Raw genomic sequence first — 15,121 nt, forward strand, 5'->3', positions numbered from 1 at the left:
TAAGGCCATAGGATATAAAGAATGAACTATCAAGTAGATCAAGTACAACCAAATGTTGCTGAACAGTTATGTAGGGAAATTACTATCGATTTACCTGAATGGTTTGGTCTACCTGAATGCAATGAATACTATGTAAATGGAGTAAAAGAGCACATCAATTTTGCAGTAAAAGTAAATAAGAGGTATGTAGGACTCCTCTGTTTAGAATTTCCATATCCAAGAAATGGGAGTATTTTTTGGATTGGAATTCTTCGTCAATACCATGGACAGGGTTTTGGATATGCATTAATGCGGGAAGCAATTAGATATGCAGTAGCTCAATCAGCACTTACAATCACTGTTGAAACCTTATCTCCAGATGAACGGGATGCGAATTATTTAAATACCTATAGATTCTATGAGCGTCAGGGATTCCAACCACTTTTTAATTTAAAACCTGCTGGCTATCAATGGAATATGGTTTATATGTCCTTAATTTTGGATAATAAAATCCAAGAAAATAAACTCAAGCCCTTTCATCCATTTCTTCGACCGGCTTCTATCAAGGATTATCCAACCATTCAAAATATGGCCCGTTTTTATGTTTACGATATGTCACGTTATTGTGGATTTATCTCCGATGATTGGGCTTGTCCAAAGGACGGTCTTTATGAAAGTTTCGATTTTAAAATTTATTTTGAGGACCCTACTCGGAAAGCATTTCTTGTCCTCGTAGAAAAAGAACTTGCTGGTTTTGTCTTACTGAATCAAATCGGCATTTCATCAACTACTCAATGGAACATGGGAGAATTCTTTATTTTGGCAAAATTTCAAGGCAAAGGTGTAGCGGCTCAAATTGCCGAGGAACTTTGGAAAACTCATCCTGGGCAATGGGAGGTAAGCGTAATTCCTGAAAATGTTCTTGCTTTGAAGTTTTGGTGTAAAACCATTGCAAATTTCACCAATAATAATTATTCAAAAGAATTAAAAAGTGTTAGTTATCATCCAGAACATCCTTCTCGCTATATTTTAACTTTTAATTCCAGATCTACAGATTAGGATGTTAAAAGGGTCTGATTAGCTAATCAGATCTAATTTTTATTTAATTTTGCGCTCCGTTATGGATAACTAATCGAATCTATTATCGTGGCAACGGCGATAACAAGTTGAAGAATACAGTATTGTTTGGGTTACCAAATAAACGGTATAAGCCGCGTGGTGACTTCTTTTTGATACTCCGTATATCCTGGCAAATCCCGTGCAAGTATTTTTTCCTCATTTAGGATACGAGCAACTAGAATGGACAAAAGGACGGGAACCCAAAGCAGCGTCCACCAAGAACCAAGTGCAAGCGGCGTGCCGATGAAAAGAAATATGGCACCAAGGTACATCGGGTGACGGACGACCCCGTATAGACCAGTGCTTATTACTTTTTGCCCCTCTTCCACACCAATGTTGGCAGCAGCATAAGTATTCACTTTTGAGACAAGATAAAAAATGTAGAATGAGAAAACAATTAGCAGGTCACCAATGATCGAGACGTACCCGGGTACCAGCGACCAACCGAAGCGCACATCGAGCGGCGGCAGAACAATAAGCACGGTACAGGTCACAAAAAGTAAAAACATAATAATTTTCTGGGCAGGTTCCTTTTCATACGCTATGCCCGCTTCGGTACGGCGCTTGAGAAGCGCTGGATCATGTTTTGCTAAATATACGCTGTATGCGGCAGAGGCAATCATGAATACCGCCATATAAACCCAACCTTGCCAATAGTTCAGGGTACCTGCTGGGATAAAAAGGAGCGCGAGCATCACCAGCGTCCCTAAAATTGAAGATCGAATCAGTTGTTTGTAAAGAGAGTCCATATCTCCTTCTTTTCTTCGAGTTAGCTTTCAAATCCAAAACTTGGTTTTCATCTTACACTTGACCTTTATTTGGAACAACTATAGAACAATCTGAGAAATCGATGGATTGGGTGCGAAAACTACTTTTGAGGTGCTCGAGATCACAGCGGATTCACCAAAATTTATTTTTAACAATGCATAACCCCAAGATAATAAGACAAAAAAATGGTTTTTCCTGTTTATATTTCTTTATACGGCGATAAAATCCGGGGCTTTTAATTAAATGCCCATGCAACGCATGAATGGCTAAATCGAGGGCATTTGTTAAAGTAAATGGATTTAAAAAAAATACTTGCTCCCCTTGTTCCGCCCCTGGGTTTATTCGTTTAAAAAAAGACTCTGCTGCAGTAGGAGGCTTTTGCTTCACATGGAACTCTTTTTTTACTTTCTTTGCTAGATTAGTAGCAATTAAATTTCCCTGTTCCACTCGATAACTGTCTACTCCTATTTCATGTAGGGCTTTGATCATGAGTTGAGTGATGTCCTCTGGCGTTTCTTCATCAGGATTAGGCCATGAGGGTTTGTGCTTTAAAGAATAAACTAAAGAACCCGAACTTGAAGCTAAACCCGAGCAGTATTTGCGTTTGAATGGATATTTTAAAAATAAACGAAAAACATATTTGGCTGAAGCATGAGAAATACACCCTTCATGTGCACAGGATGGATCGACCACGACATTGCCAAAATAAATAATCGATGTTTTTTTAAAATTAATGATCTGTACCCCAATAGTAGCAACCAAATGATGGCTTTGTTTATGGTAATAGAACAGTAGATAATCGCGAGGGAGCAGATAATCCAAAATAGTTTGTGCGTCCAGATGAATTTGCTGTTGATGCAATGCAACCAGCTCTTGCTTTTGTGAATCAGTTAAATGTCCGGGTTTGATCGTTTTTACATACAAATTCTTCACGTTGACCCCAAAACTCATTCTCTTTTAGAAAAAAGAATGTTGCGCTCTTAATCTGTTCTGTAGTTAATGCTTGAAATGAGGATTTGGAGATTTTTTAAATTATTATTCAGTTCACACCGTTAATCCCATACAACGCATTGCTAATACATCTTTTTAAATACTCAACCTTTAAGTGGATTACAAAAGCCATATTGTTTAAATTTAGACCATAATAAGGGAATTTCCAGAAGTTTTAATCGATTCAAAGGGAATCAATGCATGATTATTTTTAACCCTTACCAATTCATTACTCTTTATATCCTATACTCAATAATAGTTTGGACTTGCATGACCTAGCGAGTTAGTCAGCTATCTGGAAGAAAAAATATGGATCAAAACATACCGGATTCTTTTTTCGAACAACTTCAAGGTACAGGAACAATCATTAGAGAACCAGATCTTGCCTTTTATAAAAAAAACACCTTAGGTATTAACGCGGAGATTGATGCCGTATTCCAACCCGAGTGCAAGGAAGATGTGCAAAAACTGGTTTTATTAGCCAATAAATTCCAAATCTCATTATATCCGATTAGTACAGGTCGTAATTGGGGATTGGGGAGTGCCATACCAAAACATAACAAATCAGTGGTTGTAGACCTATCCAAAATGAAACAAGTGATTCATTTTGAAGAAAAAACAGGAATAATCACCATTCAGCCCGGAGTAACTCAAGGCGACTTACGCGTCTTTCTTGATAACAAAAAAGCTCAATTCATGAGTTCCATTACCGGAGCCGGCCCGAATACCAGCATTATAGGTAATATCTTGGATAAAGGTGTGGGGGTTTTAGGATCGGCCATTCATACCATTCGTTCTATTGAATGCGTACTTCCAGATGGCTCCCTTTATAACGATGGGATAAATGTGCTTTGTAAAAAACAACTCACCCCCCCCATCAGAATTGGTGTTGGTCCTCTCTTGGAAGGTTTATTTATTCAATGCGATTTTGCTATAGTCACCGCGATGACCATAGCGTTATATCACCAACCCAAATACATCACTACCTTTTACATTAGTGCTCCTGATAAAACAGCCCTGGCTAAGACCATTGATATTTATCATCAATATAATGCCCTAAATGGCCACAGCAATATACTCAGTGGGAGATGGAGCAAGGCATTACTCCCTACGAAACAAACGGGTGGATATTCTTATTCTTGCATCATCGCGAGTATGGACCTCTCGTTACATCAAGCCAGAAAAAAAATGTTAAAAAAGCTCATACGAAACGCAGGCTTAAAAGGTTACTCCATTGGCGATAAAAACATTTTGCGTTTAAAAAAACTGTTTCATCATCCTTTTATGCAAATGCATTTGAGTCGAATTGCCTCATTAGTAGATTTATTGGACATGTCATTGAGTTATGCTAAAGGATATCCCAATGAGCATAATTTAAAAGAACAATATCAACTGCTGCAAATTGATGTTCCTCAAGACAGGTATTTAGAATTAGCAGAAGATGGTGTTGGCTTTATATGGTATATTGTCCTCTTCGCAGCGACATCAGAAAACTTACTTTCTTTTCATGAGCTTGTCAGTACGTCAGCTGAGCTGCACCAAGTGACTGATAACCGATTTCACGTCCTTCCCTATAAATCGGATGTATTAGTAGGATTAGCGCGTGTCGCATTCAATCTTTCTGATCCTACTGGCAAAGACAAAGCGCATGCTTTTTATCTGGATCTTTTAGAACGAGGAATAAAACAAGGGTTTGTCCCCCATCGCGTACCTATCCATGTCATCAACACCCTTGTTAATTTAGAGAGCCCGTATTGGTCTTTGATCAAAAAAATTAAAGACGCGATTGATCCTCATCACATTATTGCCCCAGATAAATATTGGACAAAATAAAGGGCCTCTTTTTACTTTTTAATCCTTATAAACGAAGCTATGAAAGTATATTTAAATCAATAAATAATTATTTATCGTGCCAAAAAGACAAATCCTTCGCAAACGTCATCTTAACAAATGTTAAAAATCAAAGCAGATTGACCCAAGTTACCTATGAATAAATACGATCGAATAACGGGAATAAGATGCTAATAAAACAATGAATAAAGCAAAACATAAAGATACATACAAATAGATCACAGGCTTAAAAAGAGCTTACAAACAAACTTATTTATTAACTAACTTATTGATTTTTAATAAAATAAAAAAGTTATCAACAAGAGATATAAGACATAGTAATAATAAAAAATTTAAAAAAATAAATTTAATGAAGTTATTAACAGCGAGCACTTTTCAAATTAAAAAACGAAAATATACAAAAAATAATCAAATGCTAAAATTGACAGTAGAAAAAAAGTTCTCTATCATTGCCAGCCTCATAATTTATTAGCAGGTTCATCATGAAACGTACCTTTCAACCCAGTAATTTAAAACGTAAACGTGATCATGGTTTTCGTGAGCGTATGGCTACTCGTGCAGGTAGATTAGTAATTAAACGTCGTCGTGCTAAAGGCCGTAAGCGTTTGACTGCATAAGTGTTTGCATTTAAAAAAACACAACGATTATTAACCAAAAAAGATTATAATCATGTGTTTGAACAAGCAAAAAAAATAGTAACATCCGAATTTATCATTCTCTTTAGAGAGAATAATTTAGGTTATGCACGACTTGGGCTGGCGTTATCAAAAAAAGTGATAGCAAAAGCTCATGATCGAAATCGTATCAAACGGCTGTTAAGAGAAAGCTTTCGACAAGACGAACTACCTGCAGTCGATGTGGTTTTTTTAGCAAGACAAGGCGTAGCAAAACAAACAAGTGCAAGTATAAACGCTAGAATGGGCAAAACATGGAAAAAAATAATCTCATGTTACGAAAAATAGTTTGTTTTCCCATCAAACTATATCAATATTTGATTAGCCCCTTGTTAAAGCCAAGTTGCCGATATTACCCAAGTTGTTCACAATATGCGGAAAGCGCTATCCAACAATGTGGCATAACCAAAGGTTTATGGATGGCTTTAAAAAGAGTATTACGGTGCCACCCTTGGTCACGCGGTGGTTACGATCCAGTACTCCCCAACAACGAGAATCATTGATGGATATACGACGTATTGTTTTATATATGGCGCTTGCGCTAGTTAGTTTATCACTTTGGAATGCCTGGCAAATAGATTATCCTGCTAAGCCTATACCAACAGAAAATGCGATGAGCCAAGAGAACAGTGGCCAGCCATTGTTACCTCAAGTAGCACCCTCTAACTCCAATACATCAACTCCAACAACTCCAGTTGTTGAGCAAACCAATAACAGCAATGCCCCATTAGTGCGTGTTAAAACAGACGTTTTAGATGTAAGTATTGATCTGCAACATGGTGATGTAGTCTCTGGAAAGCTCCTTGATTATCCTCAAAGTGTGGATGAAAAAAATAAGCCATTTCTTCTGTTACAGAACCAATCTGGCGAGCGTTATGTGGCGAACAGCAGTCTTTTTGTTCCTGCAGGACAGAATGTTCAAGCACTTAATTTTAATTTTACAACCCCAAAACAACAATACGAACTGGCTCCCGATCAGAAGCAATTAGTAGTAACACTGAGTGGAAAAAATGACGATGGACTCGATGTAAAAAAAGAGCTCGTTTTTACTAAAGGTAGCTACCTCATTGAGGTAAATTACAAAATTGTTAATAGCAGCAGCACGGATTGGACTGGATATTTGAATACGCAGCTGTTACGTAGTTCACCCAAAGAAGACAAATCAAGTGTATTTCATGTTGGCTCATATACAGGCGCTTCCTATTCAGAACCAGGAAAACATCGTTATCAAAAAGTAAGCTTTAGTGACATGAATAAAGCAAACCTGGATGTGGACAGTAAAGGTGGCTGGATTGCCATGCAGCAACACTATTTTTTAACAGCTTGGATTCCAACTGCGGATACGAATAATAAATTTTATACACGAGCGGTAAATAATGATTATACCATTGGTGCTGTAAGCAACCCGATTACACTGAAACCTGAAGAGCAAAAAACGGTCAGTGCTAAATTGTATTTAGGCCCTGAAATTACCAGTGTCTTAAAAAATATTGCTCCATCGCTTGATCTTACCGTGGATTATGGAATTTTATGGTTTTTATCATCGCTATTATTCTCGTTGATGAAAGCGATTTATAATGTTGTAGGTAACTGGGGCTGGTCTATCGTTTTAGTGACCGTATTAATCAAGTTAGCCTTTTATCGTTTATCTGCTGCTAGCTATAAATCCATGGCTGGAATGCGAAAGTTACAGCCTAAATTACAAGCTTTGCGCGAGCGCTATGGCGATGATAAAGCAAAAATCAGCCAGGCTACCATGGAGTTATACAAACAGGAAAAAGTAAATCCTTTGGGCGGTTGTTTACCCATCGTGATTCAAATTCCAGTCTTTATTGCTCTGTATTGGGTTTTACTGGAAAGTGTTGAGTTAAGACAAGCGCCCTTTATTTTCTGGATTAAAGATTTGGCTTCAGCTGATCCCTACCATGTATTGCCATTAATTATGGGGGCTACGATGCTGATTCAACAAAAATTAAATCCAGCACCCCCGGATCCAATGCAAGCAAAAGTCATGATGTTTTTACCGGTATTATTTACAGGCTTGTTTTGGAATTTTCCAGCCGGTTTGGTATTGTATTGGATTGTGAATAATACTTTATCTATATTGCAACAATGGTACATTACCCGTAAATATTCTGATGAAAAATCTGTAAAAAAACTTGCTCCAGCTAAATAAATGTCTACAGAAACTATAGTAGCTATCGCTACCCCACCCGGAAGAGGTGGGGTAGGAATTATCCGATTATCAGGGCCAGAAGCATATTCCATTGCTGTATTGCTTAATGGCAATAAGACCTTAAAACCCCGCTTGGCAACTTTTTGCTCCTTTTACTCATGTACAGCAAACAATAAATCACCCTCCTTAGATTCTTTAATTGATCAAGGGATTATGATTTATTTTAAAGCACCTCATTCGTTTACCGGTGAGGACGTTGTTGAAATCCAAGCCCATGGTTCTCCTGTTGTTCTTGATATGCTTACCAAAGTATGTATGCAACTTGGGGCTCGCTTGGCACGGCCAGGCGAATTTTCGGAACGCGCGTTTTTAAATGATAAAATCGATTTAACTCAAGCAGAAGCAATAGCTGATCTAATCCAAGCCAGTTCACAAACTGCCGCGCGAATGGCTTTAAAGTCATTACAAGGTGAGTTCTCAAATAAAATTAATCAATTAAATGAAAAAATTATTCATTTACGCCTGTATGTAGAAGCGGCAATTGATTTCCCAGAAGAGGAAATAGATTTTCTTAATGACGGTAAAGTTGCCCATTTATTACAAAATATTGTAACTGAATTAGAAGAGATACGAGCTCAAGCCAATCAAGGGGTGATCCTGCGCGAAGGGTTATCCGTAGTGATTGCTGGAAGGCCTAATGCGGGAAAATCAACTTTAATTAATTGCTTGGCTGGACGTGATATTGCCATAGTTACCGAAATTGCTGGCACTACACGTGATATCATGCGAGAACATATTTTACTGGATGATATTCCCCTGCACATCATCGATACCGCGGGGTTACGCGAATCGAATGATGTAGTTGAAAAAGAGGGAATTAAACGCGCATGGCAAGAACTAAAGAAAGCAGATTGTGTGTTACTTGTTGTTGATGTGAATGATTTAGAGCAGCATTATCATTTAACAAAAGAAATTAAAACCGCATTACCACCAGAAGTTCCTATTATTACTGTATTCAATAAAATTGATACCTTGGGACATACTACGCAAATACACGATCATACCGTCTATATTTCTGCAAAATCAGGAGAGGGAATGGATGGTTTGAAGCAATTGATAAAACAAGTTGTAGGTTATCAACCGAATGAGGGACACTTTCTTGCCAGAAGACGTCATCTGCACGCATTAGATGAAGCCAAAAAAATACTGGCTATTGGCCAACAACAGCTGCTCGAGCATCGAGCTGGGGAATTGTTAGCCGAAGATTTACGTCAAGCACATCAAAGTTTGTGTGAAATCACTGGCGAATTCACTTCTGATGATTTACTGGGGTATATCTTTTCCAGTTTCTGCATTGGTAAGTAAAGGTTTGCGATGGAACTCAAGCGCCCACCTAGACTGAACTGCATGACCCGTCAGTAAGGCTCTTTTTGTTCATTATTTGTGCTATTCTTATATATAGAGCTTTATAAACGAGGTATTCATTATGGCTCAGATAGCCGAAGAAGTAGTCAAGCAGATAGCAGACGATTCTTTAGACATAATAAACGATGCCGCACAGATGTTACAAAATCAAAACAATGACCAATCTAATGACCAATCTAATGACGACTCAAGCATGAGCATGGACTCCCCCTCAGGAACTGATTCAGATCTTATGCAGATTGCCTCATCTATGTTACCTGATGCTCTAGATGATATGGTGCAATCTGTAAGTGGCGGACAAAATCAATCACTAGTAGACCAAGGAGAAAATCTGCTTGAAGAAGGTGCTGACGAGGGCTTGAATATGGGAATGTCATTCATAGAGGGAAGTAAGTGATTGGATTTAATCCCTATTACCAAACGATTTAATAGTCCTCCATGAGCAGTCGTTGTTCCAACGAACGCTCATAAAATACCAAGACTGTTATTGCGCTGGAGATTTATTCCTTCTGGTGATACCACAATTCAATTGATTTTTCTCATCCACTGGTAATGGCATTGTCTCAATAAAAAAATTTTAAAAATTTTTTCTTAATATTCTCGCCGACTTAGGTTGAATTTTAGTGCAAGTGGCTTGGGATGGGATTTACAGCGTGTTTTCTTTTGCCTATGATAATTGTACGTAAATCAAAAAAGAACCATTTATGTCACCACGAGGCGGAAAAAGAGCAGGTGCAGGGCGTCCCAAGGGTGAGCCGACCAAAGCAGTTCGTCTTCCCCTATCTCAACTTATTGAGTTAGAGCAACTAAAGAATCGCGCGGCATACCAGCTGCCGGTATTTGCAAGCAAAATACAAGCAGGTTTTCCATCACCTGCCGATGATTACATTGAGGGCTATCTCGATTTAAATACCAAATTCATAAAGCACCCAGCCTCCACATTTGTGTTGCAAGCGACAGGAGATTCCATGGTGAATGCGGGTATTTTTTCAGGGGATTGGCTTTTAGTTGATAGAAGCATAGAACCATCCGATGGCCGTATTGTGATTGCGGCAGTCAATGGTGAGCTCACCGTAAAACACCTGTCGAAAAAGGCAGGCAAGGTACAATTACTCCCTGCCAATCCCAAATTTAAACCCATTGATATTACGGAAGAGGATGAAATGGTGATTTGGGGTGTGGTGACTTTAGTGCTACATGAGCTTGTCTAACATGTTTGCGCTAGTGGATTGCAATAATTTTTACGCCAGTTGCGAGCGCTTGTTTCGCCCTGATTTAATGGATGTTCCTATCGTGGTGTTATCCAATAATGATGGATGTTGCATTGCGCGTTCGAATGAGGCTAAGGCATTGGGCATTGCCATGGGGGAGCCTTATTTTAAAATTAAAGGTTTGTGCAAACAGCATGGAGTAAAAGCCTTTTCCTCGAATTACACCCTTTATGGCAACATCAGTCATCGGGTGATGTGTACCATTGAAGAAAGCTGGCCGCATGTGGAAATTTACTCCATTGATGAAGCATTTCTTGATTTAAGTAGCTTACCCTTAGCCATGCATGACTCCTTTTGCGAACAATTACAAAAGAAAATCTTAAAACATACAGGGATACCTACTTCGATTGGTATAGGGCCCACTAAAACCTTGGCCAAGGTAGCCAATCATTTGTGTAAAAAGGTTTTTAAAATTCCCATATTTAATATTACCTCGAACCGTAAATCCTTATTGCAGCAGATTTCAGTAGGGGACATCTGGGGTGTAGGACGGCAATGGGAAAACAAATTAATCGCGCGCGGCATTCATACTGCCTATGATTTGGCAACGACGAATCCTCATCTTTTGAAGAAGAGTTTTAATGTGGTGCTGATGCGGACGGCAATGGAACTGCAAGGAGTTGCCTGTGGTGGTTTAGAAGCGGTCGAGGCCAAACAAAATATTATGTCCTCTAAAAGTTTTGGACAAATGCAAACACAATTGGCTTCAATCGCGGAATCAGTCAGCAGTCATTGTGCTCGAGCGGTGGAAAAAATGCGTCATCAACATTTGGTGGCACAACGCATAAGTGTTTTTCTGCATACCAATCGGTTTCGCGAAGATTTGGCGCAACATGTTCAATCGATAGAGTTTCGTTTCATTAATCCCACTGATGATTTGCGCTTAATTACTAAAATCGCCAAACGATGTCTGCAACGTATTTTTAAAAGTGGATATTACTATAAAAAAGCGGGTGTATGTCTTCTTGACTTAATTCCTAAAAAACCACGACAGCTGGATTTGTTTCACCAACCATGTGAGGAACAAATACAAGACGCAGAACAATTGATGAGTGTGTTTGATCAAATCAACCAAAAATTTGGACGAAGCACCATTCGACTCGCAGCGGAAGGCTATTCAAAGCCTTGGGCGATGCGAGCAGAACTTAAATCACCTGCTTATACCACTCGATGGTCTGAGGTTCCTCTGGTTCGGGTGTATTAAAAGAGGACATCATGAAAGAGGTAAAGGATAAAAATTCAATAAGAAAAATCATTCATATTGATATGGATTGTTTTTATGCCGCAATTGAGATGCGTGATTTTCCTGAGCTGGCCAATAAACCCATCGCGGTAGGAGGGGCCGCTGACCGCAGAGGGGTTATTGCCACGTGCAATTATGCAGCCCGTACATTTGGGGTACGCTCTGCCATGTCCACCGCACAGGCACTGAAATTATGCCGTCACCTTATTTTGCGACCTGTGCGTATGGAAGTTTATCGAAATGAAAGCCAATATATTAGAGATTTATTTGCAGAATACACTGACCTTATTGAACCGTTATCTTTGGATGAAGCTTTTCTTGATGTGACGGACTCACCTAATTGTAAAGGAAGTGCTACTTGGATAGCTCAAGAGTTACGGGAGCGAATTTATCAGACACGACAATTGACTGCGAGTGCAGGAATTGCACCGAACAAGAGTTTGGCAAAAATTGCCAGTGATTGGCATAAACCGAATGGGCAAAAGGTGATTAAACCAGAGGAAGTGGCTGCATTTATGATTGATTTGCCTGTACGCAAATTATTTGGTGTAGGCCCTAAAATGGAAGAGAAACTCAAGTCATTAAATATTCAAACCTGTGGTGATTTACAACATCATTCAATGGACTATTTAGTGAATGAGTTTGGCGTGATGGGGCAGAGGCTTTATGATTTAGCGCGGGGTGTGGATGAGCGTCCGGTTAATCCTGAGCGTATTCGAAAATCGATTAGTGTCGAAGAAACTTTTTTGCACGATTTACCGGATGTGGAAGCCTGTTTGGCTGCTTTACCCGAATTAATGGTGCGCCTTGAAGCACGAATCCAGCGAGCCGGAGAAGTTCTTGGAATACATACTCTTTTTGTTAAATTAAAATTCAATGACTTTCAGCAAACCACAGTGGAGCGCGTGCATGACAGTCTCGATTTTAAAATTGTATGCCAACTCATCCATGAAGGTTTCTTAAGAAAGCGTATGCCAGTGCGATTATTAGGCATAGGAATCAAATTGAAGCAAGAGAGAATCCTTGAGGGGATTCAACTTGAATTAGATTTGGATGAGACGCTATTTGAAAAGTAAATCTTAATTTTTCTTCTGTTTAAAAAGAAAGCATCGATTATAATTCGTTAAGCCTTAATGATTGTTTTATGATCCAAAAATCGCTCCAGGGATCTTTTGCTAATTGCTTTAAACGTGCAGGTAAGGTTTTAATAGTGAAACTATTATCTGCTTGATTATCACTTAACTCATCCCATGAAAGTGGGGTTGCAACAGAACCATGAATTTTTGCTCTAGTAGAATAAGGTGCTATGGCTGTTGCTGTACGTTGATTACGTAAGTAATCTACAAAAATTTTGCCATTACGTTTTGATTTAGTCATTTTACTGATGTAACGCTGAGGGTTGAATTTCTCTAAAAATTGAGCAAAGATCTGAGTAAATAGCTTTACTTCCTCCCATTCGTATTCAGGTAAAATTGGGATAACGATGTGTAACCCTTTGCCTCCACTACTTTTTACAAATGATTTTAATTTATATTGGATTAAATGCTCGCGAACATCGAATGCTGCAGTAACGACATCAGCCCAAGCCACATCTGGGGCAGGATCTAAATCAATAATAATGATATCTGGCTGTTCTAGATGATTAATGGTACTACCCCAAGGGTGAATTTCTAAAACGCCCATTTGAACGAGACTTAATAACCCCTCTTTGTCATTTAAATAAATGTAGTGCTCATGATCCTCGTCTGTGGGATCTTCAATGGGATGAAGCGCTTTTTGAGTTGCTTTATTATAATGGCGTTGATAAAAACATTTATTGTAATCTGAAGGGCAACGCACTAAGGTTAATGGCCTTAGAGTCAAATAAGGAAGAATGTAATCACTGACTGCTTCATAATAAGTCAGTAGATCGTGTTTGCTTATGTCATCTTCAGGATAAAGAATTTTATCCGGATTGGTAATTTTAAATTGAGAATGGTTCTTGGTGGTTTGTGTCGCTTTTTCTTTTTTTACCTTTCTTAAAGGAAGCTCAAGCTCACGCATGACTTCAGTGGCTTTTTTATCCAATCGCATCCCTTTAAAACTAGGGTGCCGCAAAAGACCTTCTTTTGTCCACTCCGTAAATTCTACCTCACAGACCAAAAGCGGTTTTAGCCAATGGGCTTGAGTAGGAGGTTTGCTATTAAATGGATTAATTGGTGCCCTATTTTGGAGTAGAAGTTCATTGATTTCATTCAGTGATTGGGTATTAAATCCTGTCCCCACATTTCCTGTATAATCTAATGTTCCTTTTTTATTATATACCCCAAGTAACAGCGAACCAAAATGAGCACGTCCTCCTTTAGGGGAAGTGTAACCACCAATTACGAACTCTTGTCGTTTGATGCATTTAATTTTTAACCAATCTTTGCTTCGTTTAGAAAGGTAGACTCCATCTACACGCTTAGAAATAATTCCTTCTAAGGCATGGCTACAAGAATATTCATAAAGCTCTTTTCCTTCTGTAATGATATGGTCACTAAAATGAAGGAGAGGTACATTAGCAGCAAGAATATTTTTTAAAATGGATTTACGCTCAATTAAGGTTAGTCCTCGTAAGTCGTAACCTTCAAAGTAAAGTAAGTCGAAAAGGAAATAAATCAAAGGGGCTTTTTGTTTATTTTTAATAGAGCTTTGTAATAATTGAAAATCCGAACGCCCTTTAGCATCCAGGACTACTACCTCCCCGTCGAGAATGAGCTGAGCAAAAGGAAGTTGATTTATTGCTTCGGCAATAGGCTGTAACTCATGGGTCCAATCTTTATTATTGCGCGATTTAAGCATGACTTCTGCACCATTTTTAAAGGATAAAATTCGATAACCATCTAGTTTAATTTCATGAGCCCACTGGTTACCTTCAGGGGGCTCGTCAACTAAAGTTGCAAGTTGTGGTGCAATAAAATCAGGAAAATTCGTTTTTCTTAGATTTTCTGGTAAGGAAATAGTGGGTTTAATTTTTGTTTTTTTTTTCGTTCTTTGGGTCTTAACCGCTTTAGCCTCGGAATTTTGCCAGACATGGGTATAATGTTTCGCAATTTCCTCGATGGAATAGTTTGATTTAACACTTTTTGTTAGAATTTGGGTTACATCATAGTCTTGTTCTTCTTTGCTGTATTGATCTTCGTATTTAATCAAAAACCAATTTTTTTCATCTTTAAATCGAATTAAGTCCCAGCGGCCATTTAATTTTTTAGCATGAAGATTAAAACGCAAATGTCCTTTTTCATAGGCGGTATAAGGATTATCATCGAGTGGCTCCCAAGTTCCCTTATCCCACAGCATCACCGTTCCTCCACCATACTGTCCTTTAGGAATAATGCCTTCAAAAGAACCATATTTAATGGGATGATCTTCGACGTGTAGGGCGAGACGTTTGACTTTTGGATCAAGGCTTGGTCCTTTTGGGATGGCCCAACTTTTTAAGACACCATTCAGTTCAAGACGAAAATCATAATGGAGATGGCTTGCAGCATGCTTTTGAATTACAAACAGACGCGAATGTTCTTTGATAACCTTGCCTTTCGGTTCGGGAGTTTTAGTAAAATCTCTTTTTTTATGATATTGACTAAGTCCCATAACACGATTC

Annotated in this window: 14 protein-coding genes; 11 read left to right on the forward strand and 3 right to left on the reverse strand. The window is 38.6% G+C overall.

All coding sequences use genetic code 11. The features are described from left to right. Positions 1-21 precede the first annotated feature (21 nt). A complete protein-coding gene (locus ACF8MK_RS04990) occupies positions 22-1,038 on the forward strand; it encodes a GNAT family N-acetyltransferase (RefSeq protein WP_392538427.1) in 1,017 nt (338 codons plus the stop codon). A gap of 131 nt (positions 1,039-1,169) precedes the next feature. Here ACF8MK_RS04990 and ACF8MK_RS04995 read toward each other — a convergent pair whose 3' ends face one another. Continuing rightward, positions 1,170-1,847, reverse strand: coding sequence for a methyltransferase family protein (locus ACF8MK_RS04995; RefSeq protein ID WP_392538428.1), 678 nt, complete (start codon positions 1,845-1,847; stop codon positions 1,170-1,172). Positions 1,848-1,998: 151 nt separating this feature from the next. Next, a complete protein-coding gene (locus ACF8MK_RS05000; protein ID WP_265705054.1) occupies positions 1,999-2,799 on the reverse strand; it encodes a hypothetical protein in 801 nt (266 codons plus the stop codon). A gap of 366 nt (positions 2,800-3,165) precedes the next feature. Here ACF8MK_RS05000 and ACF8MK_RS05005 point away from each other — a divergent pair, with 366 nt between their 5' ends. The 10 genes from ACF8MK_RS05005 to dinB all read left to right on the forward strand — a co-directional run bounded on the left by ACF8MK_RS05005 (position 3,166) and on the right by dinB (position 12,572). Further along, complete coding sequence (locus ACF8MK_RS05005) at positions 3,166-4,689, forward strand: FAD-dependent oxidoreductase (RefSeq protein ID WP_392538429.1); 1,524 nt, start codon at positions 3,166-3,168, stop codon at positions 4,687-4,689. Between the two features lie 500 nt (positions 4,690-5,189). Beyond that, positions 5,190-5,324, forward strand: a complete 135-nt coding sequence (gene rpmH / locus ACF8MK_RS05010) for a 50S ribosomal protein L34 (protein WP_019232681.1) — start codon at positions 5,190-5,192, stop codon at positions 5,322-5,324. Continuing rightward, a complete protein-coding gene (gene rnpA, locus ACF8MK_RS05015; RefSeq protein ID WP_392538430.1) occupies positions 5,325-5,669 on the forward strand; it encodes a ribonuclease P protein component in 345 nt (114 codons plus the stop codon). It abuts the gene before it with no gap. Further along, positions 5,636-5,884 carry a membrane protein insertion efficiency factor YidD gene (gene yidD / locus ACF8MK_RS05020; protein ID WP_265705051.1) on the forward strand — a complete coding sequence of 83 codons (249 nt, stop codon included), beginning with the start codon at positions 5,636-5,638 and terminating at the stop codon, positions 5,882-5,884. Before rnpA ends, yidD begins: the two co-directional genes overlap by 34 nt. Then, the gene (gene yidC, locus ACF8MK_RS05025) at positions 5,884-7,557 is read left to right on the forward strand and encodes a membrane protein insertase YidC (RefSeq protein WP_392538431.1); all 1,674 of its coding nucleotides are present in this window, start codon (positions 5,884-5,886) and stop codon (positions 7,555-7,557) included. Before yidD ends, yidC begins: the two co-directional genes overlap by 1 nt. Further along, the gene (gene mnmE / locus ACF8MK_RS05030; protein ID WP_392538432.1) at positions 7,558-8,922 is read left to right on the forward strand and encodes a tRNA uridine-5-carboxymethylaminomethyl(34) synthesis GTPase MnmE; all 1,365 of its coding nucleotides are present in this window, start codon (positions 7,558-7,560) and stop codon (positions 8,920-8,922) included. A gap of 121 nt (positions 8,923-9,043) precedes the next feature. Further along, positions 9,044-9,379 (forward strand): hypothetical protein, encoded by a 336-nt coding sequence (locus tag ACF8MK_RS05035; protein ID WP_392538433.1) that lies wholly within the window; start codon positions 9,044-9,046, stop codon positions 9,377-9,379. 307 nt (positions 9,380-9,686) lie between these two features. Then, on the forward strand, positions 9,687-10,193 hold the full coding sequence (locus tag ACF8MK_RS05040; RefSeq protein ID WP_392538434.1) for a LexA family protein: 507 nt from the start codon (positions 9,687-9,689) through the stop codon (positions 10,191-10,193). Further along, positions 10,180-11,457, forward strand: a complete 1,278-nt coding sequence (locus tag ACF8MK_RS05045; RefSeq protein ID WP_392538435.1) for a Y-family DNA polymerase — start codon at positions 10,180-10,182, stop codon at positions 11,455-11,457. The genes ACF8MK_RS05040 and ACF8MK_RS05045 overlap by 14 nt, the downstream gene beginning before the upstream one ends. An 11-nt stretch (positions 11,458-11,468) precedes the next feature. Then, positions 11,469-12,572 carry a DNA polymerase IV gene (gene dinB / locus ACF8MK_RS05050; RefSeq protein WP_392538436.1) on the forward strand — a complete coding sequence of 368 codons (1,104 nt, stop codon included), beginning with the start codon at positions 11,469-11,471 and terminating at the stop codon, positions 12,570-12,572. A gap of 37 nt (positions 12,573-12,609) precedes the next feature. On the opposite strand, the gene ligD is transcribed toward dinB, so the two are convergent. Further along, on the reverse strand, positions 12,610-15,111 hold the full coding sequence (gene ligD / locus ACF8MK_RS05055; protein ID WP_392538437.1) for a DNA ligase D: 2,502 nt from the start codon (positions 15,109-15,111) through the stop codon (positions 12,610-12,612). Between the last annotated feature and the right edge of the window lie 10 nt (positions 15,112-15,121).

Source organism: Legionella sp. 227 (genome assembly GCF_043161935.1).
In the GTDB taxonomy this organism is placed as follows: Bacteria; Pseudomonadota; Gammaproteobacteria; order Legionellales; family Legionellaceae; genus Legionella; species Legionella sheltonii.

Excerpts from the sequence above, each read along its gene's own strand:
- ACF8MK_RS05005 (WP_392538429.1), top strand. The coding sequence starts at position 3,166 with ATGGATCAAAACATACCGGATTCTTTTTTCGAACAACTTCAAGGTACA.
- ACF8MK_RS05040 (WP_392538434.1), top strand. The coding sequence starts at position 9,687 with ATGTCACCACGAGGCGGAAAAAGAGCAGGTGCAGGGCGTCCCAAGGGT.
- dinB (WP_392538436.1), top strand. The coding sequence starts at position 11,469 with ATGAAAGAGGTAAAGGATAAAAATTCAATAAGAAAAATCATTCATATT.
- ACF8MK_RS04990 (WP_392538427.1), top strand. The coding sequence starts at position 22 with ATGAACTATCAAGTAGATCAAGTACAACCAAATGTTGCTGAACAGTTA.
- ligD (WP_392538437.1), bottom strand. The coding sequence starts at position 15,111 with ATGGGACTTAGTCAATATCATAAAAAAAGAGATTTTACTAAAACTCCC.
- ACF8MK_RS05035 (WP_392538433.1), top strand. The coding sequence starts at position 9,044 with ATGGCTCAGATAGCCGAAGAAGTAGTCAAGCAGATAGCAGACGATTCT.
- ACF8MK_RS05045 (WP_392538435.1), top strand. The coding sequence starts at position 10,180 with ATGAGCTTGTCTAACATGTTTGCGCTAGTGGATTGCAATAATTTTTAC.
- yidD (WP_265705051.1), top strand. The coding sequence starts at position 5,636 with ATGGAAAAAAATAATCTCATGTTACGAAAAATAGTTTGTTTTCCCATC.
- yidC (WP_392538431.1), top strand. The coding sequence starts at position 5,884 with ATGGATATACGACGTATTGTTTTATATATGGCGCTTGCGCTAGTTAGT.
- ACF8MK_RS04995 (WP_392538428.1), bottom strand. The coding sequence starts at position 1,847 with ATGGACTCTCTTTACAAACAACTGATTCGATCTTCAATTTTAGGGACG.
- mnmE (WP_392538432.1), top strand. The coding sequence starts at position 7,558 with ATGTCTACAGAAACTATAGTAGCTATCGCTACCCCACCCGGAAGAGGT.
- rpmH (WP_019232681.1), top strand. The coding sequence starts at position 5,190 with ATGAAACGTACCTTTCAACCCAGTAATTTAAAACGTAAACGTGATCAT.